A 24985-nucleotide genomic window follows, 5' to 3' on the forward strand; every position below is an offset into this window, starting at 1 on the left:
GCAGCCTGGTAAATTTCAGAAATGAACAGCATAGAATAAACAGTTATTGGCGAAAAATGCGCAACATCTCCCGTAATGCTGGATTTATCTTCAATATCCCTACAAATGGCGGGACCCTGGCGGCAGCAGCTCAACCTCGCCTGTACCGCATCCGGAAGTCATGGGGGCTGCAGCCCTCTCGCTCGTGGAAGACACGCGAGAAATAGAAAGGATCGGCGACACCGACCATGGCGGCGACGGTTTCGATCTTTTCGTCGGTGGTGGCGAGCAGTTGCTTGGCCCGGTCCATGCGCGCCCGAAGCTGGAAGTCCTTGGGCGACATGCCCGTTTCGGCAATGAATTTCCGCCGCAGCGTGGCCGGCGATATGCTGTGCTCGGCGGCAAAAGCAGCAAGGTCGAGCGGCCGCAGCGCCCTGCCCCTGAGCGTCTCGATGAGATCGCCGGTCGCCGTCGCACTCTCGCGAGCAGCAGCGGCGCCCGCCTGCCGCGCAGCCGCGATCACGATGCGATGCAGCGCCAATGCCGCGGAGGCCCGGCCGAGATGGCTGTCGTCGATGAGATCGGCATGAAGCTGCCCGAAGAGCCGCGCCATCTCCTCGATATGGCGCAGCGCGACGAGCGGATGGCGCTCGGCGATCAGCCGCATCCGCACGAAATCGCGGGTGAACGAGCCCTCGAACAGCGCCCAGCGTTCGTCCCAGCCGGCTTCGTCAGGCCCATAGGAATGGAGCCGGTTCGGAAACAGCCAGAAGAGCGCCGGCCCAACCACGCGCTGGCGGCCGCCGGCGGCGGTTTCGAGAAATCCCTGTCCGCGCTCCACCAGCACGGCCGCGAAACTCGGCAGTTTCCGGTCCTTCACCGCATGGCGGGCATGCTGCGTACCGCTGCCGGTGATGGCAAGCCCGCCGGCCACAGCAAGGGAAGATCGATAGATGGCCTTGGCTTGCCTCATGAGCGAAAAGTCCAGCTGCAGTTTTCCTCCATGGCTATTGGCCCGCACGGCGAGCTAATTGGTACCAGGTGAAGTCAAGCTGTGGATGGATGAAATGTCAATTGCCGCGACTGCCGCCGGGAAGAGAACGCTGCAAACACCCCTCGTCGCCCATGGCAAAACGATTCCCGCCGAACGGCTCGGCGCGCTCGCGCCGACCGATCCCGCCATCGGCATCGAATCCATCCGCCGCCGCTATGAGGAGGATGGTTATGTCTGGCTTAAGGGCCTTCTGCCGCGCCCCGAAGTGATCGATTTTCGCCGCTGGGTCTTCACCCGCCTCGCCGACACCGGCCTGCTGGCATCCGGCCATGATTTGGCACTCGGCATCGCCGCCACCGAGGGCGTCGACTGGAACCTCGCCAACCGCCGGCTGATGTCGATCGTCCGCTCCGCCGCCTATGAAGGCTTCTGCGCCCAGCCGAGCCTCGTGCACTTCATGGACGCCTTGCTCCAGGGCATCTCCTATCTCCATAAACGCAAGCTGATGCGCTACGTCCAGCCGGGCACAGCGGCCGTGACGCCCGCCCATTACGACCTCGTCTACCTCCGCGGCGGCACCAGCCGGCTGGTGACGGCTTGGATCCCGATCGGCGACACCCCTGTCGAGATGGGCGGCCTCGTCTATCTCGAAGGCTCGCATGCGCTTGGCCGCAGCATGGAGGCCGAGTTTCAGGCGAAGAGCGGCGATCTCTCGCCGGAGGAGCGGATCAGCGCTTATAACAGCCACATGGCCGAAGGCGGCTGGATCTCCAAGGATCTGCCCGACATGGCCGAGCGCTTTGACACCCGCTGGCTCGCCGCCGATTACGAGGCCGGCGACGTCGTGCTGCACTCCCCCTACATGATCCACGCCGCCACCACCAACGAGGACGGCGCCCGGCGGCTGCGCCTTTCCACCGACATCCGCTACCAGAACGTCGACGACGAAATCGACGCCCGCTGGAGCAACCACTGGAGCCTGGGGGATATGCTGTAGATCTTTCACATGTCTCTGAATCAAAACCGCTGCATGGTTTTGTCAGACATGCTTCAGGAAGCCGTCAGCGCCGCTGCCTGCTCCAGGCTGATGCCATTGGCAAGCGGGTCGGCGTGGCGGTGCGCCAGCCGCCATTCTGCGCCCTCGCGGCGATAGACCAGGGTGACGCGCAGCGACCAGTCCTGCATCGGCAGGCCGCCGACTTCGACCCTGCAGCGCTCGATGACGGCAAGTACGACCATATCGGCCGAGCCATAGGCCTGCACCACCTCCTGCTCGAAACTGCCATTCGTAAAGAAGCGGCCGACGGATTGCCAGCGCTCCTCGGTCAGTTCGGCCTCACGCGTCGGCCGGCCGCCGAAGGGAGACATCAGCGTGAAATCGGCCGCATGCGGGTTGAGGGCGCGATAGGCTTCAATATCACCGCGCATCAACGCCGCATTCGCCTCGGCCGTGCGGCAGACGAGTTCGGCGCACGCATGATTGACGACGAAACCTTCGTTGCCCGCGCCGGAAAAGCGGCGATCGGCCTCGGCCAGTATTGAATTGGATTTTGATGACATGAGCTTGCTCCATGAGCGATGCGAACGCCCTTTACGCCGCCGCCGGACGATCCCACTTCAGCCATGCTGAATCCAATGATATGATTTCAGCGATATGCTGAATTTGGTTGACCTCTCCCGCACAGATCTCAACCTCCTCGTTCTCTTCGAGGCGGTGCTGGAGGAGCGACATGTCGGGCACGCGGCCGAGCGGCTGAACCTCACCTCCTCGGCCGTCAGCCACGGCCTCAGCCGCCTGCGGCGGCTCATGAACGATCCGCTGTTCCTGCGCACGCCGAAGGGCGTCGTGCCCACGGCCCGCGCCTTGGAGCTCTCCGCGCCGATCGCCGATGTGCTCGCCCGCGTGCGCAACGTGCTGTCGGCCGCCGAACCCTTCGACCCCGCCAGCTCCACGCGCCGTTTCACCATCGGCGCCCCTGACGGCATTTCCGCCGTGCTGCTGGCGCCTGTTCTGGGCGAGCTTGCTCGCACGGCGCCGGGCATCGATATCAGCATCCGCCAATTGCTGCCGACGCCGGGGGAGACCAGGCCTGAGCGCGCCTGGCGCGGCGCCTTCGCTGATCTCGACGACCGGGTGACCGATATCGCGGTCATCCCCACCGGGCACATTCCTGAGCGCTTTCATGTGGGCGGGCTTTATGACGAGGATTTCGTCGTGGCAATGCGCGCCGGCCATGCTTTCGCCGATGAGCCGACGCTCGCGCGGTATTGCGAGCTGCAGCATCTGGTCGTCTCGCTCGGCGGGGATCCTCACGGCTTCGTCGACGAGGCGCTGGCGAGGCTCGGCTGCACACGGCGCGTCGCGCTGACCGTGCCGAACTTCATGTTCGCGCTCGCAATCCTTGCCGAGACAGACCTGCTCTGCGCCCTGCCGAGGCGCTTTGCCGCCATGCATGCGGCGCGCTTCGGTCTCGAAAGCGTCGACGCGCCGCTGGAGCTCACGCGGTTCCGCATCAATGCCGTGCTTCCCAAGGTCGCCTTGATGGATGCCGGCGTCGCCTGGCTGCTTGTCATCCTCGAAAAAGCCCAGCCACCCTTACCGCCAGCCGGCCGATCCTCCGCCACCATTTGAGCCCTTCAACACGGCCGGGAAAGGTTTTAGACTACCGGCGCCGACAGCTCGTTTGGAGGCGGTCCTCTTGAGGACCGGCGGGCGTTCGGCTGAGAGGGACCCGCATGTCGGCAATCGCATCTTTGTTTCAGGAAGCAGCCCGGCTTTCGGCGGGGTTTCGTGAGCGCGCGCCCGCCCGCCATGTGCCTCGGCACGACTATGCCGCCTCGCTTGCCACCTTCGACGAGCCGCTGCCGGCTGCCGGCGCCGAGATGGCCGATGTCATCAGACAGCTTGCCGAAGGCGCCGAGCCCGGCCTGCACTTCATGACCGGCCCGCGCTTCTTCGGCTGGGTCATCGGCGGCTCTCATCCGGTCGGCGTCGCGGCCGATTTCCTGACCAGCGCCTGGGGCCAGAATGCCGGCAACCACACCGCCGCCCCAGCCGCAGCCGCCGTCGAAACCGTCTCGGCGCGATGGCTTCTCGATATATTGAAGCTGCCGGCCGAAAGCTCTGTCGGCTTCGTCACAGGAGCGACGGTCGCCAATTTCACCTGTCTTGCCGCCGCCCGAGGCGAAGTGCTGCGCAAGGCCGGCTGGGATGCGGACGCCAAGGGCCTTTTCGGCGCGCCCGAAATCACCGTGCTGATCGGAGACGACGCCCACACGACCGTCTTCTCCGCGCTTCAGTTCCTTGGGCTCGGCCACGACCGCGTGCTGCGCCTGCCGACGGACCCCATGGGCCGGATCGACACGGCCGCGTTCACCGGCGCGCTTGACCCGGTCGTCGGCCCCTGCATCGCCATCCTCCAGGCCGGGCAGATCAATACCGGCGGCTTCGACGATTTTATGAGCTTGATCCCGGCGCTTCGAGAAAAAGGCGCTTGGGTACATATCGACGGCGCCTTCGGCCTCTGGGCGCAGGCATCGGAGAAATTCAGCCATCTCAGCCGCGGCGTCGAGTCCGCCGACAGCTGGGCGACCGACGGCCACAAATGGCTGCAGACGCCTTATGACTGCGGCTATGCGATCGTGCGCGACGAGCTTGCCCACCGCCGTGCCATGACGATTGCCGCGAGCTACCTTCCGCTTGCATCAGAGGGCGAGCGCGACCCCTCTCATTACGTGCCGGAGCTTTCCAGGCGCGCCCGCGGCTTCGCCACCTGGGCGATGCTGAAGCATCTCGGCCGCGACGGCATAGCCGCCCTCATCGACCAATGCTGCGCCTCTGCCCGGTTGCTGGCCGAGCATCTCCAGCGCGAATCCGGCATCACCATCGTGAACGAAGTCACACTGAACCAGCTCATCCTCCGCTTCGCCACTGACCGCCCGGACGACGAAAGCGACGCGATCACCCGCAAGACTATTGAAAAGATCCGCGAGGAGGCCACCCTCTTCGCCGGCGGCGCCAGATGGCGCGGCCGCGACGTCCTGCGCCTCTCCGTCATCAATTTCCAGACCACCGCGGACGAGGCAAGGTTGGCGGCGGAGAGCATTGTCGCGGCCTTCCGGAGCGTCAGCCGCGGCTGACCTTATTCGCTCGCAGCTCCACTATTGACACTTCCCCGAGCAGCATTACGGTCCTCTCTTCTGGATTGAGGAGGAGACGTGTCGCTCCGAGTCACTCCCGATCGGAACGACCGATAACCGAGACGAGAAACGGATATGAATAGGTCACGGCGATCACACGCCGTTCCGGGAACGGCAGCCATCTTCCTGATGGTGATCGGTCTGGCCTGCACAATGCCGGCTTTTTTCCTCTCCGGGATCGGCGCTTTGATGGCGTGGGCAGACTACGCCGACCGCGGCTGTCCCTATGGCGTGCAGTGCGAGGATGCCGTGGACGTGATGTGGATTGCCGGCCTGGTATCCCTCACCTGTGTCACGCTCATCGCGCTCCGTGTCTAGCGCTTGCATAGAGGCGGCCTGTTTCGCAGCGATAAGGCGGTTGAACAAAAATGATGGCTTTTCCCATGTCTCGATATCTCCCCGCGATTGTCGCTCTTCTCACCCTGATCCCGGCCGCCGGCCATACCAGTGAGGCGCGTGGAAAATCGACGCTTCCTCCTGCGAAAGACTGCGTGGAAGTCGGCGGGATCGTCTTGCCGGGACAGGCCGGAGGCCCGCCCTATGCGGCAGCCGAGCTCAAATGCGGCGCAAAGCTGTCGCTCGTACTTCAACGCCAGACCGGTATGAATGGAAACCTCCCCGTCTGGACCATGGTCGACCAGGTAACGATCACTAAGCCGAGCCCGCGCCACGAACTTCTGCAGCCGGCCTATTGCTCATCCAGCCGGTTTCCCGATGCCTCCGTCTTCGCGCTCGGCAGAATGGCGGAACAGCCGGACGGCTCCTATCGATCGGAGAAGCTGGTCAAAGCCTGGAGGTTCGATATCAAACGCGAAAGGCTGGCCGTCATCCCCGTCGACGGCGTGCTGTGCGAGCTGGACGCCGTCGATTGACGGTCGATCAGCAATTCGGATGCATCAGAAGGCAACCGGGCTTCATCGTCGAACGGCAACGACCGAGCTGGCTCGGTAGCGTGACAGTTGCACCCGGTTGGATTGGTTGCCGCCGAAGAGATAGACGTATTGGCGTCGCTGATCGAAATGATCGAACAGGCTGACATGGAACCGCCTGCCGCTTCGGATAACAACGACATCTCCCCGCCTCGCCGAGCGGAAGAAGACCGGCTTGCCGAACCTCTTCCAGGAAACTGCCATATTGGGATTGGCTGGTGGCTGGCGCGACGATCGTTTGGCGACGAAGGCGAGGAAGGCTCCGCACCATGACGTTCGGCGGGGATTGATGCTGAGAAAGGAAATGGAACGTTCGTGCATGCGATTGTATTTTGAAGCCGTCACGAGCATGTCGGCCTCACACGGTACGGCAAAAACCGTGAGGGCTATGACGAGAATAATTTTCATTGTTTCTCACCATTGTTTGGATAATTTGGAACATCCGAAATGTGGCGAAGAAAAAATCGCGGACGGAACGTATATTTGAATCGTGGCGGCAATTAGAAGCAATTTATCCGCGTTTTTTTCAGAATTTACAGAAACGAAACCCAACTTGGCCAGCAACACCGCCCTGAAAACGGACAATGTAACAACCTCCAGACACTCGGTTGGTGAAGCCGGGAAATGAAGCGTTTGGCTTCGGAAGCGACGAGACGCCAGCGCCATAAGGACACCTCAGCGGAACGACCGCCGACACTTCACAAGGACGCAGAGCTTAGGGCATTAGTTTCGACGCGATTTATATTTACAGGGACCGCATCGAATACTTCGACTTGCTCGTAAAGTATTACTGATCGGCTGCCTTCGTTCCGACCGGACGCAAATTCAGGCTTTGGCTGAAATCGCGCTCAATTCCTCGAGATCGAGATCCCGTTCCAGTTCCTGCAGCGTCTCGTCATCGATATCCCCGGCTCGATGGAGGCGAATGAGTTCCCGACGTCCGGTTGCAACCGCCTCGAGAACGACATCGAAATGAGCGTGGAGTACCGGAATATAATGTTCTGTTCTCGCGGCGTAGTCGACTATCGCTGTGGCACGGCGCTGGTATCGCTCCAGCAATTGGGGATGGATGAGGTTCCCCTCGCTGTCGTATGCCAGGTTTTGCACGGTCCCAAGCTGCGCCTGCGCCATGGCGGCCTCGGCCTGGCTCATTGTGAGACGCGCTTTTTCCGTCTCCGGCTCAACCAGCCGCGCCCAAGCGATAATCCGCCCCAAGGTCGTTCCTTGGACGAGCACGGTTCCAAGAATGACGGTGAATGACGTTGCGAGAATGAAGTCGCGTCCGGGAAATTCTGCCGGCAGACTGAGGGCCAGGGCGAGCGTCACCACACCGCGCACGCCCGCCCAGCTAAGGACGGTGGCGCCGCCGGCGCCCAACGGCTGGACGCGGTTGAAGCCTAACTCGGCACACAGCCGGATGACGAAATCCGAAGCGAAGACCCATGCAAAGCGCGCGATCACGAGCGTCACGAGGATCGCCAGCATCGGCAGCCCCATGGTGGCGATCACCGTGACGAAACCGCCGCCGCGCTCGACGAGATCGCGCAACGACAGCCCGATCAATGTGAAGACCGAAGCTTCCATCAGGAAGATCATCACGTTCCAGAACGACGTTCCTCGCATGCGCGTTGCGGCCGAAAAGACGGTGTGCTGGTGCCAGGAAGCGATCAGACCCGTGGTGACAGTGGCGATGACGCCGGACACATGCAGCAATTCGCCGAGCAGATAGGAAATCCAGGCGAGCAGCACGGTAGCGGCGATGATGAGATATTCGTCGCCCAAGCGCCGCACGAATTTCACCCATGCCGTTCCGACAACGACGCCGACGACCGCTCCGCCCAGCGCCAGCACAAAGAAATTGCCAGCCACCTCGGCCGCGCTGAAGCTCCCCGTTGCAGCGGCGGCGACGGCAAAGCGGAAGAGAACCAGACCGCTCGCGTCGTTGAGCAAACTCTCGCCTTCCAGCAGAATCTGCAGCCGCCGCGGCAGCCTCACGCGCTCCAGCACGGCACGGGCAGACACCGCGTCAGGCGGCGAAACGATCGCGCCAAGCGCTGCACAGGCGGCCCAGGGAAGTGACGGAAAGAGAAGATGGGTCACGATGGCCACGACGGCGCAGGTGAAGAATACCGCCCCGACGGCGAGCGCGGCGATGCCGATCACATGGCGCCGCAGCCGTACGAGAGCGATGGCCCAGGCGCCGTCCATCAGGAGCGGCGGCAGGAAGATGACAAGCACCAGCCCGGGATCGACGGTAATCGCCGGCAGCCCCGGCACGAAGGCCAGCAAAGCGCCGCCGGTCAGCAGCGCCACGGACGGCGGCAATCCCAGCCTGTGGGCAGCGTAGTGCAACGCGATGATCGCGAGAAACATCGCAACCACCAGTTCGAACAATTGAGTGGGTTCCATCTCACTCGGTCCCGGCCTAGAAACTGATTTCGGATGCCTACTACATAATTTTCTCGGCCGAAATCGATTCATCCGAGCTTCTCACGACTTGCCATACCGACCCGGCATTCATGCTCGCCTCGTCACGAAAAGTTTGCACCGATACGAATTTACTTGCCCTTCTCCAATACGGCATATGTTTCTGTCTGTAGGCAAGCGGCATGAGCGGGGAAACATGACTTCAACACATGCAGACAAGACCGGTGACGGCACCAGCCGGAGCGGCTTTGTCGGACTGGTTGTCGGCGCAGTCGGCGTCGTCTATGGCGATATCGGCACTAGCCCGCTTTATGCCTTTCGCGAGGCGCTCAGGCCCTTTGCTGCCGATGGCGTACACGGGCCGGAAGTGATCGGCCTAATATCGCTGATGGTCTGGACGCTGACAGTCATCGTGACCTTCAAATATGTGCTGTTCCTGCTCAGGGCGGACAATGACGGCGAAGGTGGCACCCTCTCGCTTCTTGCCCTCCTGATGAAGAAGATGGGACGAAACGTGCCGGTGCTGTTCTTCGCTGGCTTGATCGGAGCAGCCCTATTCATCGGCGATGCGATGATCACGCCTGCCCTCTCTGTCATGTCAGCGCTCGAAGGCCTGAAGCTGGTCACGCCGGCTTTCGCCGATTATGTCCCGCTCGCCTCGGCTGCTATCATGATCGTTCTCTTTGCTGCGCAGTCGAGGGGGACTGCAGCTGTGTCTATGTTCTTCGGGCCGATAACGGTCTTGTGGTTTCTTGCCATGGCTGTCGGCGGGTTGATCCATATCGGCGACGACTGGAGGATTCTGGCCGCCCTCAATCCGATCAATGCGCTCTCATTCCTCGCTCATGCCGGCAGCGTCGGCCTCATCGTGCTCGGCGCCGTCTTTCTGACGGTGACGGGCGCCGAAGCGCTCTACGCCGATCTCGGGCATTTCGGGCGCCGCCCCATCCAGACGGCATGGTTCGTGCTCGTCTTTCCGGCATTGCTCCTGAACTATCTCGGCCAGGGCGCGCTTGTTCTCGCCCATCCGGAAACGGCCACCAATCCGTTCTTTCTGATGTACCCGGATTGGATCCTGCTGCCCGTGGTCATCCTGGCAACGATGGCGACTATCATCGCCAGCCAGGCTGTCATCACCGGCGCGTTTTCCTTGGCCCGCTCGGCAGTTCATCTCGGCTTCCTGCCAAGGCTGCGGATCAAATTCACATCGGAGACCAACACCGGCCAAATCTACGTACCGAGCGTCAATCTTCTGCTGCTGGTCGGCGTACTGATGCTGATCTTTTCCTTCGGCGACTCCGAGTCGCTGGCCACTGCCTACGGCATCTCTGTGACCGGAACCATGGTCATCTCGACCATGCTGTCCTTCCAGTTCCTGCGGGCTGTCTGGGGCTACTCTCTCATGCTCGCCGTCACCCTGCTGCTGCCGCTCTTCTTTATCGAAGTCTTGTTCCTGGCCGCCAATTTGTTGAAAATCCATGACGGCGGCTGGGTTCCGGTCGCCTTGGCGCTGGTGATCATGATTTTGATGTGGACGTGGACCCGCGGGCAGGCCTACCTGAAGAGACTGCGCGCCAACAACGAAATTCCGCTCGATTCCTTCATCCGGTCGATCGAGCGGAAGTCGGACCATTCGCCGGTCACCGTTCCGGGAACCGCGGTTTTTCTGACCAGCGTCCCGGACCGGACGCCGAGCGTTCTGCTCCACAATCTCAAGCACAATCATGTGCTCCACGAACAGAACGTGATCCTGACCGTCTGGACCGAGGACGAGCCTTACGTCCCCGACAGCAGACGCATCAAACTCAGCCAGCTCTCGCCGCGGTTTGTGCGCCTGGACATTACCTTCGGCTTCATGGACGATCCGGATGTCACAAGAGCCCTGGCTCTCTGCCGGGAGGGAGGCTTCAAGTTCGAGATCATGAAAACGTCCTTCTACCTCGGTCGCCGCAACCTCGTCAGGACACCGAACACCGGTTTGCCCGGCTGGCAGGAACGGATATTCATGGGGTTGGAAGGCTTTGCGATCGATCCCTCCGACTATTTCAACCTGCCATCAAACCGCGTCGTCGAGCTTGGCGAACAGGTTGCCATTTAAATCCACTGGCTCGGCGCTTCGGCGCTCGTCGCCGTCGATCATTGCCGGGATTTACTCGGAAATCCCAGCCTGTCCTTGTCACGCGCTACTCGGAGGCGGTGTTCTGTCCGCCACGATCACAATCGGCCTTTCTCCCTGAGCCGATCGCGTCGAGCTGGAATCTTTCCCGCATCAGGCATGAAACCAGACGCGGCATTTCTGCGTACTACCCTCGACAGCAGAATACAGGCAGCGAGGGATGATGGCATGGTCAGAGAGGAACGCATCGCTCATATAGCCAAGCATGCCGCTGAACAGGGGCTGGCGAGGCTGATGATGAGGTTGCCGGCAACGCGGGCGACGATCAGAGCCGCCGCAGCGAGCCGGTCCCATCTTTACGAGTTATGCGGCACCTATGGCGAGGCCTGCTCCGTCCTCGACCGCATGCGCAGGGATATATCGGCCGATCCTGCGATCATCGCTGAATATGAGATTATCTGCGCCGAAATCGAAACCGACGTCTTGAGAATTCTGCTCGGCGACCGCTGAGCGCCCGTGCCGCCACGGCATTCCGGCAGCGGCGACACGCTGGAGCTTTTCTCAGTGCAGCACGCCATCATGATGGATGGAGAAGATCGGCGTGTCCGATTCCGTATGATGCGACGGCAGAGGCGCGGTCTCATGAAAGGAAATTCCGCTGCCGCTTTCGGGGCCGGTGAGATCGGCTGCTTCAATCGTGACGCCGTGATCGCCATTGCCGGGCGTCAGCCCGTGCTTTTCGAAAGCCGCCTCCCCGAAGTGACGAAGCAGCAGGGTTCCATCCGATATACCATTTTCCGCGACAAGGTCGTTCTGATGGGCGCCGACCTTATCTGATCCGGTCTTGTCGGAAGCAAGGTTTATACCGTCGTGAGATGTGAGCCCGGCATCAGACATGAGGCTGACGCTTGCATCGGTGGCGACGAGACTGTCGGCGCTTGCAAGCGTGGTGAGACCTGCTTCGATGGTCGTATTGTCGCTGACGGGAAAGGTGCCTGCGGCGATGACCGAGGGGGAGATGCTATATGGCGTGACATCGCTAGCAATGAAATTATCGTGGAAGGATCCGGACGCCGGCCGGTCGATCTTCAAGGCTGCCTGGGTCAGGTCATCGAAGAGGTTGCCGTAGATATCAATGCCCTCACGAACATAGGTCGCCGTGCCGGCGGAACTGATCGCCACGCCCCAGACGCCGTCATGGATATAGTTGCCTGATATATCGTAGTTGCGCGTGTCGCCCGAGTCGCCGAGACCGATGGCGTAAGACCAGCTGTAGCCGCCATAGCCGGAGATATCGTTATCCTGGATGGCAATATTCGTGCCGGCCTGCGCGCTGATCCCGAAGCCGCCGCCGATGATGGTGTTCCCCTCGATCACAGCGTCCACCGGCCGGACGAGCGTCAGTACGCCCTTTGGCGTCACGGCACCTGTCTGATCGAAATAATTGCCGCTGATGACGATGTTGCTGCTGTCGTTTAACTGTACGGCATCCGCCGCCGTGCCGTGGGCATTGGTGACGGTGTTGTTGAGAAGAGTGACGCCCTTGATCTTCTCGATCCAGATGCCGTCGCCGTTGACGTCGTTGATCGTGCTGTTTTCGATCGTGATGTTCGAGCCGGTGCGGAAGGTGATGGAACCGGATTTCGTCAACCCGGTATGATCGACCTCGACGTTACGAACGGTCCAATTTGAGACATAACCGCCATAGATGGCCGCGCCGCCGGTGTCTGATATCTTTATATTCTCGATGACGATGTTCGACGCATAGAGACTATGAATGCCGTCATTGGGGCTGTGAATGACAGGCGCGTCGCCGACGCCGTAGCTGCCGATAGTGATCGGGGCGGCGACGGTGCCGGAATATTTCAGGTCAAGCTGATCGTTATACACGGTGCCGGCGGCGAGCAGCACGCTGTCGCCCGGCTGCAGCTTCAGATTCTCCACCGCCCAAAACGACGCAAAGGGCGCGTCTGCACTGGTTCCGGCATTGGTGTTGGAGCCGGTCGCTGAATTCACATAATAAACTGTCATATCGCCTTGTTCTCGCATTGTCGCGCAGCCGTCTGGCCGGCTGCAACGAGTGAATCGGATGCGGTCGAGAGCTGAAGGCCACGCTCAAGATGGCGTTCTATTGCCGTTACGGCGGTAGGCGGGCCTATGGGGCCTGCCTGCTCCCGGGAAGCGCCTGGCGGAGGCTACGTCCCGAAGAATACAACTTACGAGAAAAAAATCTATAAAACAAAGACCGAAAGGTGAATGAAACGGTAACGCACCATGCTGTCGCGCAGGGTCAGGGCGAGGCAACCCCGAAGTACGAGGGCGGGTGATCAGCCCGCCCCTCGCCCTCAGCTCAGCAAGCCATCCAGATGGACGAACACGGTCAGTGTATCCGTGTCGCTATGATGCGAGGTTCCGTCATTGATCCCGTAACTGAAGGATTCGCTCACATGTCCGCTGTGATCGGGAAGCTTCGTTTCATCGAGCGTATAGGCGTAGTTGCCTTCCCGGTCCACGTGAATGACGCCGTAGTCACCAGTCAAAGTCAGGCCGTGCTTGCCGACGCTTTCGTCACCGAAGCGGCGAAGCGCCAGCGTGCCGTTCTCCGAGCTGTCGTTTTCGAGGAGGTTGCCGCGATGGGCCGCCCCCGTATCGGTGAAGATCTTCAAATTGTCGTGCACAGCGACAACGGCCGAATCGGCGGACGCCTCCGTCATTACTGCAGTCTCGGCAACCGAGCTCGCCAGCATCGTATCGACATTGGCGACCGTCTGGTTGTTTTTGACCGTAAAAGTATGCGCGTCGGCGATGGCCGGCGATATACTGGTGGCCTTGACGCCGCTCTCCATCGTATTGTCGTAAAAGGAGCCGGATGCCGGCCTGTCGACCTTCAGCGCCGCCTGCGTGAGGTCGTCGAAGACATTGTCATGGACCTTGATATTGGTGCGGCTGTAGCTGGTGTCGCTGGAGGCGGTGACGACCACTCCCCACGCGCCGTCATGGATGTAGTTGCCGGCTATATCATAGTCCTGCGAATTGCCCTGATCGCCGAGGCCAATGGCGAAGGACCAGTCGTAACCGTGATATCCGGAGATGTCGTTGTCGCGGATCGCGATATTCTTGCCCGCAGGCGCGCTGATGCCGAAGCCGCCGCCGGTCAGCACATTATCTTCGATCACCGCATTCGTGGCCCGTACCAGTGCTATGACGCCCTTTGGACTATCGGCATCGGTCTGATCGAGATGATTGCCCTTGATCAGAATATTGCTGCTGTCGTTCATCTGTACGGCATCGGCCCTCGAGCCGTTCGCGCTGGTGACGGTGTTGTTGAGAAGCTTTATGCCGTTGACCTTCTCGATCCAGAAGCCGTCGCCGTTAACGCCCGTTATCTTGCTGTCTTCGATCGTGACGTTCTGGCTGCTCCTGAAGGTGACGGCACCGTCGCTTTGTGACAAACCGGTCTTGGCGATCTCGACGTCTCGGACCGTCCAGTTCTTGACGTTGCCAGCATAAATACCAGGGCCGCCGGTATTCGATATCTTGAGGTTCTCGATCACGATGTTCGAGGCATAGAGACTATGAATGCCGTCACCGCCGCTATGGATAACGGGTGCGGCGCCGGTGCCGTAGCTGCCGATCGTGATCGGCGCACTCTCGCTGCCGGAATATTTGATATCGAACTGTTCGTTGAACACGCTCCCCTTGGCAAGAAGCACGCTGTCCCCTGGTTTCAGCGTCAAGGATTCCACTTTGGACAAAGTCGCAAAAGCCGAGTTCTGGGTCGTTCCGCTGTTGCGGTCGGAACCAGCTGCTGAGTTCACATAGTAGATTGTCATATCGCCATGTTGCCCTGTTCGTCGGATCGCTGTGTCGCCATCGGGATCGACCAGGATCGGCCGATCGCCTGCGGCGGGGGCAAACGGCCATGGCAACAAGGCGAGAAGATGTTGTCAATGCGGCAGCGGACCTGTTAGCGAGCCTTATTCCACAAGCATTGGCGCCGGGTCCGATGAGGCGCCGAAAAGCCGCAACTCAAAACGGGAAAACAACGACCCATAGGCGAATAAATCGAGGAACCACGGGCGGGAAGTACCTCGCGTCCAGGCTGCACAGCTCCTGATTCTGCTCGCTTATCCCCGGGCCACAGCGACACGCATGCCGATCGGCCGCCATGGTGAGAAGGCCCGCTAGGCCGTCTTGCACCACGGGGATGGGTGATCATCTCTGCGCCACTTCTCCCCTCGCCTGTAACGCCGAAGTCAGCGGCAGCCGCGCGGCGACAATCGCAGGCAGCGCGCCGCCGAGGATGCCAATGGCAAGGCCCAGCAGGCCGGCGGTGAAGACTACGTCGGGAGTGACGTCGAGCTGAAAGGCAATCCTGGTGTTGTTGGCGCCCATCGTGCTTGCCTGCCAACCGTCGAAAACGAGCCTGGAGGCTAAGACGCCGAGGCCGGCGCCGGCCACCGACAGGAGCACCGCCTCCACCCAGGTGGCGGTGAAGGCCGGCAGGCGGGCAAAGCCGAGGAGGCGTAGCGTCGCAATCTCGATGCTGCGTTCGGAAACCGAACTCATCATCGTATTCAATGCGCCCGCCGCCGCACCGACCGCCATCAGCAGCGCGACCGGCCAGCCGAACAGGCGGATCAGGCTTTCAGTCCGCTCGGCCTGGCCGGCGTAGAGATCAGTCTCGGAGACGGCGACGAGCGGTGTGCCGGGCAAGGCCGACAGACGATCACGCAACGTCGCCAGCGCTCTTGCGGGATCGCCTCCGCCATCGAGCCGCATACGAAGGCTCTGTACCTGCCCCTGCCGGTCGAAGGCCGCCTGCACCGCCTCCAGATCCGCCCAGATCTCGGATTCAAAGGCGCTGCCGCCTGAACTGAAATGCCCGACGATCCTCCAGTCGAGCGCGCCGAAGCGGATCGTGTCGCCGACTGCGAAGCCGGGAAAGGTATCGGCTGTGCGGGCGCCGACGACGATCTCGCGCGCGCCCTGCGAAAACATCTGGCCTCGCACAAGCCGCGTGTCTTTGCGCAGACTGGGGCCGGCCGGATCCATCCCCCTGAGCGACAGCGTCTGCTCGACGCCTTCGCCTTGTCTGATATCGACGGGAACGACGGTCTCGCGTGACAATACTGGCCAACCCGCTCCGTCGCGGGCAACGCCCGTATCACCGCTCACGGCCACAAGGCTGCGGATTGCCTCGGCCGGCACCTCCGAACCGGTCTCCTGGTTCGTGCCGCCGCCGAGAATCACGGCGATATCAGGCGAGCCGGCGCCCGCCAGCGCGGCCTCGAAACCGCGCGCCATCGCCAGGAAACCTGAGAGCACCGCCACGACAAGGGCGACCGACAGCACCATCGACAGCGAGATCCACAGCCGCCGCGGCAGGCTCTCAAGGTTGACTCTAATCATGAGAAAAGTCTGCTTGAGCATTGACGACATTGGATTATCTCGTCCTGAAGGCGTTGATGATGGGCAAGCGCACGGCGGTCACCGCAGGCAGCAGGCCGGTCAGCAGGCCGAGCCCCGCCACGATGGTGAGAGATTTCGCGAGCACGGCCGTGCAGAAGACGAGGCCGAACTCCGGGCCGATGGAAAGCGTCGCAAGCTTGGCGAGAACAAGTCCGCCGGCGCCGCCGACAAGAAAGATAAACAACGTCTCACCAAGAATGAGCCCGAGAATCCACGGACTGGAAAAGCCGAGCACCTTCAACACGCCGATCTCGAAACGCCGCTCCCTCACCGCAAAGAGCATAGTGTTGACCGCGATCATCAGGATAGTGACGAAGGCCGCCCCCACGACGAGGCTCACGATCAGGCCGATGTCAGCGAATTGCCGGAGAAACGCTTCAAGAAACTGCTTTTCCGACTGCGTCCTCGTCTGCGCCGCCGAATTCGCGAATAGAGCATCGATCCGCGCCGCCAGCACACTTGGCGATACGCCCGGGCGCGGACGTACCACGAAGGAGTCGACCGTATCCTTGTTGCGCGCCCGGGCGGCATTGATGGCGTCGTAGCGGGCGAGCATGAAATAGGTGTCCGTGCTGGCATGTGCGCCCTCAAAAATGCCCGCGATCGTGAAGCTCCAATTCCGGCTGCCGTCAGCCCTAAGCTGCCCGGTAAATCCGATGCGCTGGCCGATCGACCAGCCCTCAGCTTCTGCTAGAGCCCTGCCGACCAGCACCCGATCGCCCGCCTCTTCCATTGCCGCGATCAGCTCCGGCGTCAGTCTCAACTCGTCGCCATTGGCCGCGGCGATCGCCTGTGGATCGACGGCGCTGACGGCAACCACGTTCTTTTCCACCTCGACGAAACCCCGCATCCTCGCGGTATAGGCGACTGCCGCGACATCGCCCTCGGCCGCAATTCGGTTGAGGTATGCCAGTGGCAGCGGCAGCCCGCGGCTGGACTTGTTGAAGACGCCGAGCAGATTGTCGCTGGCGCCCGCCGCCCCTAGGCTGCCGCTGACGAAGCTCGCCGTAAGCCCGTAGATCAGGAAGGCGATGCCGACTGAAAACATCAGCAAAATGGCGCGCAGCCGCTTGCGCCAGACATTGCGCCGCATGAGCTGGAAGAAGGTCATCGGCCCGCCCTTTCCTCGCTGACGAATTCGCCCTTGTTGAGACGCAGCGTGCGCCGGGCAAAGCAAGCGGCCTCTGGATCATGCGTGACCATGATGATGGTCTTCTGAAGCTCGCAATTGAGAAAGCTCAGCATCTCCAGGATATCATCGGCTGATTTGCGATCGAGATCGCCGGTCGGCTCGTCGCAGAGAATGAGATCGGGATCGGTGACGATGGCGCGCGCAATGCCGACGCGCTGTCGCTGCCCGCCGGACATGCTCGACGGAAACTGCCGCTGGCGGCCCGCGAGCCCGACGAGATCCATGACCGTGTCGACGCGGGCCCGCCGCTCTTTGCGGCCGAGCGGCTTCAATAGCAGCGGCAGCTCGATGTTCTCCGCCGCATTCAGCATCGGCAGCAGATTGTAGAACTGGAAGACGATGCCCATGGCATGTGCCCGCCAGACCGCTCTTGCCCCTTCGCCCATCTGCTCGAGATGGCTGCGGCCGACCCTGATTTCGCCGGAATCGGGACTGTCGATACCACCGAGCATATTGAGCAATGTCGACTTCCCGGAACCAGAAGGCCCCATGACAGCGACGAAATCGCCGCGAGGAATGGAAAGATCGAGTCCGGAAAAAATCGGTATCGTCTCCGCTCCGATCCTGAAGGACTTCCTGACGCCCGCTAGGGCGATATAGGCTTCTGTGATGTCTGTCATGCTTCTGTTCCTTTGCGGTTACTGGTCATGGGTTTGACGGTTCCCACAGGAACCGATCAGCTCGCAGCACACCGATCGGCCCTCACCTGAGATGCGCAGGCCAGCGGCCGGGGCCTTGATAGGACGGGGCCGTCTGATGGGTACCCGCTGGCTCCCCGCCAACCACCAGCCGGATGCGCACGGCCATTGCAGGCCGCATGGCCGGCAACGGCGAAGAGGGCGATAGGCGCAACGTCACCGTGCCCTTCTCCTTGGAAATGACCGGCGCAACTTTCGCCACTTCGACCGCGAAGGGCTCATCGGGGAAGCCGTCGAGCACCGCCTCGCCTTGGAGACCCGGCCGCAGCAGCGCCATGTTGGCCTCGGCGACATCGGCATCGATCGCCAGGCTGGTCATATCGGTGATGGCGAGCAGGCTTTCGTTCTCCCGCACGCTATCCTCGCGTGACAGTACCGTGTCGCCGGCATGGGCATCGAGCCGCGTCACTGTGCCAGAAATTGGCGCCCGCACGGCCAGCGCCTCCATCTGCTCGCGCGCCCTATCGATATCGAGCTTCGCCTTTTCGAGATCCTGTCTCGCCTGTGCCGCGGCATTGCCGGCTATTTCGAAGGCAGTACGCGCCGCCTCCATCGCCTCGGCCGACATGGCATCATGCTCAGCCAACCGCTCTGCACGATCCAGCGAAGACCGCGCCTGAACGAGCGCAATATTCCTCGCCTCCAACGTCAGCTCCGCCACCCGTCTTGCTATGTAAGCGCCACGAAGCGCAAAGCCTGCGCCCGCATCATCGAGCCGCACGAGCAACTGGCCGGCCACGACCCGATCGCCCGCCTCTACCTCGACGGCGACGATCCGCCCCTCATACTTGGAAAAGACGGTGGCGATGTCGGGCGCCACGACATAACCGGAGCCGCTGATCTCGCGGCTCGGCGCGGTCGCACCCCTGGTCGGTGCGACGGTGTCCTGATTAGGCGTGGCTTTGTCGACCGCCGTATCCTCAGGCAAAGCCATGACTGGCAGCGCCGCTCCACCGGCCGATAACGCTGCGTCGCCGTCCATAAGCCTTGCAAGCGTCGCCTCGATCCGCTCCAGCGCATCCGGCCGATAAAGAAGAACCGCCGTCAGCGACACCGCCCCCGCAAGGACCAGCATCGTCGACACTCGCAGCCGCCGGGCTCGGCGTTCCGGCGGCTGCGTCTCGAAGGCCGCGGGCTCGATCGAAAGCGATCTGAGGCTGGCGGCAAGGTGTCGTTCATGTTCCGATGTCGTGTTCATGCCGACAGAATGGCCGCCGGCGGTAAAACCGCGACCTCGAACATGATTCAGGCGGTCCTCGATCGCGATTGTGTACGTGGTGGTCGCGCTATGTGGATGGATGAGTGCGGAGAAAGAGCGCGGCGCTTGGTTCACCGGAAGGCGGGCGCGCGTCAACGTTTATGCGACATGGCACACCGCGATCAGTTCTCATCCCGATGTGGACACGCCAAGGGCCGGGGCCACGAGGGAGACGGGCGGCCAAGCCCTCATCCCCTCCTCTGTCGCCAAGCCACCGGCGTCATATCGGTCACCCGCCTGAACTCGCGATTGAAATTCGATTTCGTCTGGAAGCCGACCTCGAACATCACCTCGGTCACCGATTTTTCGGTAGCGGACAGCAGGCGGCAGGCCTCGCCGATCCTGTAGTCATTGACATATTGCGAGACGTTCTTATCCATCGCCCGGTTGATTGCTGCCGAGATCTGGCGGGCGGGGATGCCTGCCTTGCGGGCGAGCCGGTCGAGGTTGAGATTGGCGTCGCGGTAGAGCTTCTTCGCCTCCATCAGCGCGTCGACTGCCGCAATCGTTTCCTTATCCTCGCTGGATTCTGGCCTCGGCGCTGCCTCCGCCATCTCCGCCGGCGCCCGGCTGCGGCTGGCAGCCGCCGCCGCAATGCCGAGGATAACGAGGGCGGCGAGGTTTCCCACGCTGATCAGCGCCAGCGCCCGCTCGCCATGTGCCGAGGTCAAATCGAGAAAGACAAAGATATCGACGGCGGCCAAGAGACACAGTGCGGCGGCCGCGAAGATGATGGCCCGATAGGCCGGCACGGCGCCTTCGAAGGGGGCGAGCCGCAGCGCATCCGCGCCCGGCCGCATCAAAAGCAGGATCGCCAGCGCATAACCGATGAAGACGAGCACCAGCGCCATGTCGATCGCATCCCGCCAGAAGGCTACCAGCAGCAGGATGAGGATAACGGGCAAGGCATGCAGCCCGATCCGCGCCGCAAGCGGCCGCCGGCTCGTCCTCACCAGTCTGGAAACCCCGGCATAGGCAAGGGGCGGCACCATCGCCGCCGTCACGGGCGCAACCAGCCCCACCGCTTGCACGCCATAACCCCAACGCAGGCCGGAAAGCACGGATTGCAGCGCCGAAAGCAGAATCAGCGCCAGAAAAGGCAGGTTCGGCGCCGCCTCCTCGTCGCGCCTGAGGACCACAACGAACAGGATGAGCAGCAGGAGCGCAGCGACGAAGGGAAGAGGAATGAAGATCATGGGGTTCTAAGATCGGAATGGCAAACGGCGCTATCATCGCCGAGTCCGCCTTTGAGCGCGACCTTCATTATGTTTTAGGACGCGTTTACCGGACATTTTTTGGATTGTCGGCCGCTGGGTAAGAGCAAGCCATGAACGCCGAAATCAGACGCGCCCCAGAAACGCAAGCACGCGGGCAGTGAGGAGCGCGGTTGCATCAGCGTCATATGACGGAAGCGAGCTGTCGGCGAAGTAATGCTGGTCGCCGGGATAGAGAAAGAGCTCCGCGTCAGCGACCTTCGCCACGATCTCGCGGGCGGCATCAATATCGCCCTCGCCGACGAAGATCGGGTCCTTGTCCATGCCGTGGATCTGGACCGGGACGCCGTCCGGCCAAGGTCCGAAGGCCCACTCGCCGCTGATCGGCAGACAGGAATGGAAAAGCAGAGCCCCGCGAGCTCCAGGCCGTGTTTGCGCCAACTTCTGCGCTGGCAGCACGCCGAATGAAAAGCCGGCATAGACCAGTTCGGGAGGCAGTTCGCCAGCGATCCGAACGCCGCGTTCCCTCACAGATTCGAATCCGATCTCGCCGACATGGGCGAGCCCCTCCTCGATGCTCTCGAAGGTGCGTCCGTTGAATAGGTCGGGAGTGTGCACGATGTGGCCGGCTGCCCTGATCTCGTCAGCGAAGGCATGCACGCCAGAGGTCAACCCCTGTGCATGATGGAATAACACGACTTCAGCCATATCAAGCCTCCTCCCGACGATTGGAAGCTACCGCATCGGCCCCAAAATCGGAAGGCAGTTGCCCGCTTTCCCGTGCAGGGGTGGTGGGAGGTGAGAGTTCGCCTGGGCGAATAGCGCCGCTCAGGGCGTAGCCCCGAAAAAGGCGAGCCGGGTGAAGATCGTATAATCCGCTTCCGACACCATCAGTGCCACGAAGACCAGCACCAGCACCGGCGGCAGCAGGATGGCGTAGACGAGCGCCAGCCGCTCCCAGGCCATATGCATGAAGACGGCGACGATCAGGCCGGCCTTCAGCATCATGAACACGAGGATCAGCGTCCACCTGACATAACCTTGAAGGCCGAGATAATCGACCATGTAGGAAAAGGCGCTGAGCACGAAGAGCAGGCCCCAGACGAAGAGATAGAGCCGGATCGGGTGCTGCTGCCCGGTGTGTGCCTGTGCATGCACCGTTTGGGTTTGGGCGTGTGCCGTTGTCTCGCTCATGACGACCTCACCACAGATAGAAAAACGCGAAGATGAAGACCCAGACCAGATCGACGAAATGCCAGTAGAGGCCCATGATCTCGACAGCCTCGTACTGCCCTCGCCGGCTGGTGAAGAAGCCGCGCCGTTCCTCGTCGAAATCGCCGCGCCAGACCTTGCGGGCGACGATGAAGAGGAAGATGACACCGATCGTGACATGGGTGCCGTGAAAGCCCGTTATCATGAAGAAGGTCGATCCGAATTGCGCCGCCCCCCATGGGTTCTCCCAGGGGCGCACGCCTTCGGTGATCAGCTTCGTCCATTCGAAAGCCTGCATGCCGACGAAGGTTGCCCCGAGAAGCGCTGTCAGCAGCATCAGCGCCGCCGTCTTCCCGCGGTCGCGGCGATAGCCGAAATTGACCGCCATGGCCATGGTGCCGCTGCTCGAGATCAACACGAAGGTCATGATCGCGATCAGGATCAGCGGAACGTCCTGGCCGCCGATATGGAGCGCGAAGACCTCGCTCGGATTGGGCCACGCGACCGGCGTCGACATGCGGGCGGTCATGTAGGCAATCAGGAAACAGCCGAAGACGAAGGTGTCGCTCAAGAGAAAGATCCACATCATCGCCTTGCCCCAGGAGGCGGTCTTGAAGGCGCGTTGATCCGAAGCGAAATCGGCCGCGACACCGCGCAGGCCCGCCGACCTGAGGCCGGGCTCGCCATGTGTCTGGATAATCCGTGTCATGTCCAAACCTCCTCGGTTCAGGCCCTATCTCATTGTTCTTACGCAATTCCGGACGCAAAACCGCTGCACACTTTTGCTGGAATTGCGCTAGCTCAGCAACGTGCGGCAGAGATCGACGAAATCGTTCGCCCACCCTGCAAAGAGCGCAAAGAGCAGGAGCCAGACGGCAAGCATGAAATGCGAATAGACGGCCGATAGATCGACGCGGAGGCTGAGCCTGTCCGTCGAAGCTTCGCTGGCGAATGCCTTCACGGTCGTGTAGGCAAGCACGGCAAGTCCGCCGAGAATATGCAGGCCGTGCATGCCGGTCAGCATATAGAAGAAGCTGTTGGCAGGATTGTCGGCAAGCACGTAGCCGGCCGCCACGAGCTCCCGCCAGGCTTGGATCTGTCCGACGAGAAAGAAGACGGCAAGGGCCATTGCCATGGCAAGCGCCGGCCGCAGACGGTCCATGCGGCCATGCCGCGCTTCGCCTTTCGCCCATTCCAGCGCCGCGCTGCTTAAGATCAGGGCCGCAGTGTTCACCCAGAGGAGGCGCGGAACCGGCATCCCCCACCAGTCGGCCGATGCCATGCGCATGAAATAGGCGCTGACGGCAAGACTGAAGAGAGCCCCGACGACTCCGAGAAACACGAACAGTCCGACCTTGACCGCCGGCACCGGCGGCCGATCGGCGCCGTCATGAGCCGGCAGATGCACCGAACCGGTTTCGAGCCAGGGCTTCGAGGTCAGCCGCTGTCCGGCAAGCCACCAGAGGATGATGGCGATGATTGCCGCGAGGAAGATCAGCGTGACGTTCATGCCGGGCTCTCCCGGGTTACGCTCCCGCCCGCCGGCTCTGTCTGCGGAATGAAATCCTCGGCAGCGCCAGGCACGCTGTAATCATAGGCCCAGCGATAGACCACCGGCAGCTCCTTGCCCCAGTTTCCGTGCGCGGGCGGCGTCTGCGGCGTCTGCCATTCGAGCGTCGTTGCCCGCCATGGATTGCCGCCCGCTTCCCTGCCCCGCGAAAGGCTCCAGACCAGATTGAACAGGAAGACGATCTGCGCCGCCCCGACGACGAGCGCCATGACTGTGATGAAGACGTTCAGCGTATGGGCCGACGGCGGAACGAAGGCCATCTCTCCGAGCTCGAAGTAACGGCGCGGCACACCGAGCAGGCCGAGATAATGCATCGGAAAGAAGATCGCGTAGGTGCCGAGGAACGTGACCCAAAAATGGATCTGGCCAAGCGCCTCGTTCAGCATGCGCCCCGTGACCTTCGGATACCAGTGATATATCGCCCCGAAGATGACGAGGATCGGCGCAACGCCCATGACCATGTGGAAATGTGCGACGACGAACATCGTATCCGACAGCGGCACGTCGACGACGACGTTGCCGAGGAACAGGCCGGTCAGCCCGCCATTGACGAAAGTGACGATGAAGGCGAGCGCGAAAAGCATCGGGAGCGTCAGATGGATGTCGCCGCGCCAGAGCGTCAGCACCCAGTTATAGACCTTGATCGCCGTCGGGACGGCGATGATCAGCGTCGTGGTGGCGAAGAAGAAGCCGAAGGCCGGGTTCATGCCGCTGACATACATGTGGTGCGCCCAGACGATGAAGCTGAGCGCCCCGATGATGACGATCGCCCAGACCATCATGCGGTAGCCGAAGATGTTCTTGCGCGCATGGGTGCTGATCAGGTCGGAAACGATGCCGAAGGCCGGCAGCGCGACGATATAGACTTCCGGATGCCCGAAGAACCAGAACAGGTGCTGGAACAGGATCGGGCTGCCGCCGCCGTGTTTCAGCTGCTCGCCCATTTCGACGATGGCGGGCATGAAGAAGCTGGTGCCGAGCAGGCGGTCGAACATCATCATGACGCAGGCGACGAAGAGCGCGGGAAAGGCGAGCAGCGCCATGACGGTCGCGGTGAAGATGCCCCAGACGGTAAGCGGCATGCGCATCAGCGTCATGCCCCGCGCGCGTCCCTGCAGCACTGTTACCACATAGTTCAGCCCGCCCATGGTGAAGCCGATGATGAAGACGATCAGCGAAGTGAGCATGAGCAGGATGCCCCAGTCCTTGCCTCCTGGCGTGCCTGACAGAACCGCCTGTGGCGGATAAAGCGTCCAGCCGGCCCCCGTCGGGCCGCCGGGCGCAAAAAAACCGGCGGCGAGGATCAGAACGGCCAGCAGATAGATCCAGTAGCTCAGCATGTTGGCGTAAGGGAACACCATGTCGCGCGCGCCGACCATCAGCGGAATGAGGTAGTTGCCGAAGCCGCCGAGGAAGAGCGCAGTCAGCAGGTAGATCACCATGATCATGCCGTGCATGGTGATGAACTGATAATAGTGATCGGCATCGAGGAAGGTGAAATAGCCGGGAAAGGCGAGCTGAATCCGCATCAGCCAGGAGAGCACCAGCGCCACCAGACCGATCGAGATGGCGGTCACCGAATATTGCACGGCGATGATCTTGGCATCCTGGCTGAATACATATTTCGTCCACCAGCTATGCGGATGATAAAGCTCGACATCCTCGACTTCAGCGGGCGGGATGACATCTGCGCCGCCGGACGGAATCTCGACCATGATATCTCC

Annotated in this window: 23 protein-coding genes; 7 read left to right on the forward strand and 16 right to left on the reverse strand. The window is 61.8% G+C overall.

The window, feature by feature from the left end; all coding sequences use genetic code 11:
* Window positions 1–130: 130 nt before the first annotated feature.
* Window positions 131–952 carry a helix-turn-helix transcriptional regulator gene (locus J2J98_RS13035; protein ID WP_207601254.1) on the reverse strand — a complete coding sequence of 274 codons (822 nt, stop codon included), beginning with the start codon at window positions 950–952 and terminating at the stop codon, window positions 131–133.
* 94 nt (window positions 953–1046) lie between these two features.
* Here J2J98_RS13035 and J2J98_RS13040 point away from each other — a divergent pair, with 94 nt between their 5' ends.
* Window positions 1047–1970 (forward strand): phytanoyl-CoA dioxygenase family protein, encoded by a 924-nt coding sequence (locus tag J2J98_RS13040; protein WP_138393340.1) that lies wholly within the window; start codon window positions 1047–1049, stop codon window positions 1968–1970.
* A gap of 53 nt (window positions 1971–2023) precedes the next feature.
* Here the strand turns inward: J2J98_RS13040 and J2J98_RS13045 are convergent, their stop codons facing one another.
* A complete protein-coding gene (locus J2J98_RS13045) occupies window positions 2024–2533 on the reverse strand; it encodes a YybH family protein (protein ID WP_207601255.1) in 510 nt (169 codons plus the stop codon).
* Window positions 2534–2627: 94 nt separating this feature from the next.
* Here J2J98_RS13045 and J2J98_RS13050 point away from each other — a divergent pair, with 94 nt between their 5' ends.
* The 4 genes from J2J98_RS13050 to J2J98_RS13065 all read left to right on the forward strand — a co-directional run bounded on the left by J2J98_RS13050 (window position 2628) and on the right by J2J98_RS13065 (window position 6045).
* Window positions 2628–3605 carry a LysR family transcriptional regulator gene (locus J2J98_RS13050; RefSeq protein WP_064713680.1) on the forward strand — a complete coding sequence of 326 codons (978 nt, stop codon included), beginning with the start codon at window positions 2628–2630 and terminating at the stop codon, window positions 3603–3605.
* A 104-nt stretch (window positions 3606–3709) separates the two neighbouring features.
* Entirely contained in the window at window positions 3710–5113 is a 1404-nt protein-coding gene (locus J2J98_RS13055) for a pyridoxal phosphate-dependent decarboxylase family protein (protein ID WP_207601256.1), read from the forward strand.
* Window positions 5114–5248: 135 nt separating this feature from the next.
* The gene (locus J2J98_RS13060; protein WP_207601257.1) at window positions 5249–5491 is read left to right on the forward strand and encodes a hypothetical protein; all 243 of its coding nucleotides are present in this window, start codon (window positions 5249–5251) and stop codon (window positions 5489–5491) included.
* A 65-nt stretch (window positions 5492–5556) separates the two neighbouring features.
* Entirely contained in the window at window positions 5557–6045 is a 489-nt protein-coding gene (locus J2J98_RS13065; RefSeq protein WP_171049159.1) for a hypothetical protein, read from the forward strand.
* Window positions 6046–6087: 42 nt separating this feature from the next.
* Here J2J98_RS13065 and J2J98_RS13070 read toward each other — a convergent pair whose 3' ends face one another.
* Together J2J98_RS13070 and J2J98_RS13075 are read right to left on the reverse strand one after the other, a co-directional pair.
* Complete coding sequence (locus J2J98_RS13070; protein ID WP_207601258.1) at window positions 6088–6510, reverse strand: TIGR02594 family protein; 423 nt, start codon at window positions 6508–6510, stop codon at window positions 6088–6090.
* A 417-nt stretch (window positions 6511–6927) separates the two neighbouring features.
* On the reverse strand, window positions 6928–8511 hold the full coding sequence (locus J2J98_RS13075; RefSeq protein ID WP_207603127.1) for a Na+/H+ antiporter: 1584 nt from the start codon (window positions 8509–8511) through the stop codon (window positions 6928–6930).
* A 214-nt stretch (window positions 8512–8725) separates the two neighbouring features.
* Between J2J98_RS13075 and J2J98_RS13080 the strand changes: the two genes are divergently transcribed.
* Window positions 8726–10627, forward strand: a complete 1902-nt coding sequence (locus J2J98_RS13080; RefSeq protein ID WP_207601259.1) for a potassium transporter Kup — start codon at window positions 8726–8728, stop codon at window positions 10625–10627.
* Window positions 10628–10873: 246 nt separating this feature from the next.
* Window positions 10874–11155, forward strand: a complete 282-nt coding sequence (locus tag J2J98_RS13085; RefSeq protein WP_138393331.1) for a nodulation protein — start codon at window positions 10874–10876, stop codon at window positions 11153–11155.
* 51 nt (window positions 11156–11206) lie between these two features.
* On the opposite strand, the gene J2J98_RS13090 is transcribed toward J2J98_RS13085, so the two are convergent.
* The 12 genes from J2J98_RS13090 to ctaD form a co-directional block, all read right to left on the reverse strand.
* Complete coding sequence (locus J2J98_RS13090) at window positions 11207–12676, reverse strand: right-handed parallel beta-helix repeat-containing protein (protein ID WP_207601260.1); 1470 nt, start codon at window positions 12674–12676, stop codon at window positions 11207–11209.
* Window positions 12677–12990: 314 nt separating this feature from the next.
* Window positions 12991–14478 (reverse strand): right-handed parallel beta-helix repeat-containing protein, encoded by a 1488-nt coding sequence (locus tag J2J98_RS13095; protein WP_207601261.1) that lies wholly within the window; start codon window positions 14476–14478, stop codon window positions 12991–12993.
* A 382-nt stretch (window positions 14479–14860) separates the two neighbouring features.
* Window positions 14861–16087 (reverse strand): ABC transporter permease, encoded by a 1227-nt coding sequence (locus J2J98_RS13100; RefSeq protein ID WP_207601262.1) that lies wholly within the window; start codon window positions 16085–16087, stop codon window positions 14861–14863.
* A gap of 4 nt (window positions 16088–16091) precedes the next feature.
* The gene (locus J2J98_RS13105) at window positions 16092–17228 is read right to left on the reverse strand and encodes an ABC transporter permease (protein WP_207601263.1); all 1137 of its coding nucleotides are present in this window, start codon (window positions 17226–17228) and stop codon (window positions 16092–16094) included.
* The gene (locus J2J98_RS13110) at window positions 17225–17929 is read right to left on the reverse strand and encodes an ABC transporter ATP-binding protein (protein ID WP_138393326.1); all 705 of its coding nucleotides are present in this window, start codon (window positions 17927–17929) and stop codon (window positions 17225–17227) included. Before J2J98_RS13110 ends, J2J98_RS13105 begins: the two co-directional genes overlap by 4 nt.
* An 82-nt stretch (window positions 17930–18011) precedes the next feature.
* On the reverse strand, window positions 18012–19205 hold the full coding sequence (locus J2J98_RS13115) for an efflux RND transporter periplasmic adaptor subunit (RefSeq protein WP_246569367.1): 1194 nt from the start codon (window positions 19203–19205) through the stop codon (window positions 18012–18014).
* A 248-nt stretch (window positions 19206–19453) separates the two neighbouring features.
* Window positions 19454–20461: a helix-turn-helix domain-containing protein gene (locus J2J98_RS13120; RefSeq protein WP_207601264.1), complete on the reverse strand. Its 1008-nt coding sequence runs from the start codon at window positions 20459–20461 to the stop codon at window positions 19454–19456.
* Window positions 20462–20605: 144 nt separating this feature from the next.
* On the reverse strand, window positions 20606–21187 hold the full coding sequence (locus tag J2J98_RS13125; RefSeq protein ID WP_064705387.1) for a dienelactone hydrolase family protein: 582 nt from the start codon (window positions 21185–21187) through the stop codon (window positions 20606–20608).
* Window positions 21188–21307: 120 nt separating this feature from the next.
* Window positions 21308–21673 (reverse strand): cytochrome C oxidase subunit IV family protein, encoded by a 366-nt coding sequence (locus tag J2J98_RS13130; protein ID WP_064705388.1) that lies wholly within the window; start codon window positions 21671–21673, stop codon window positions 21308–21310.
* Window positions 21674–21680: 7 nt separating this feature from the next.
* A complete protein-coding gene (locus J2J98_RS13135) occupies window positions 21681–22400 on the reverse strand; it encodes a heme-copper oxidase subunit III family protein (RefSeq protein ID WP_064705389.1) in 720 nt (239 codons plus the stop codon).
* Between the two features lie 87 nt (window positions 22401–22487).
* Complete coding sequence (locus J2J98_RS13140; RefSeq protein WP_207601265.1) at window positions 22488–23201, reverse strand: cytochrome c oxidase subunit 3; 714 nt, start codon at window positions 23199–23201, stop codon at window positions 22488–22490.
* Window positions 23198–24976: a cytochrome c oxidase subunit I gene (gene ctaD, locus J2J98_RS13145; RefSeq protein ID WP_207601266.1), complete on the reverse strand. Its 1779-nt coding sequence runs from the start codon at window positions 24974–24976 to the stop codon at window positions 23198–23200. The genes J2J98_RS13140 and ctaD overlap by 4 nt, the downstream gene beginning before the upstream one ends.
* Window positions 24977–24985: the final 9 nt, after the last annotated feature.

It is taken from the genome of Rhizobium bangladeshense (assembly GCF_017357245.1).
In the GTDB taxonomy this organism is placed as follows: Bacteria; Pseudomonadota; Alphaproteobacteria; order Rhizobiales; family Rhizobiaceae; genus Rhizobium; species Rhizobium bangladeshense.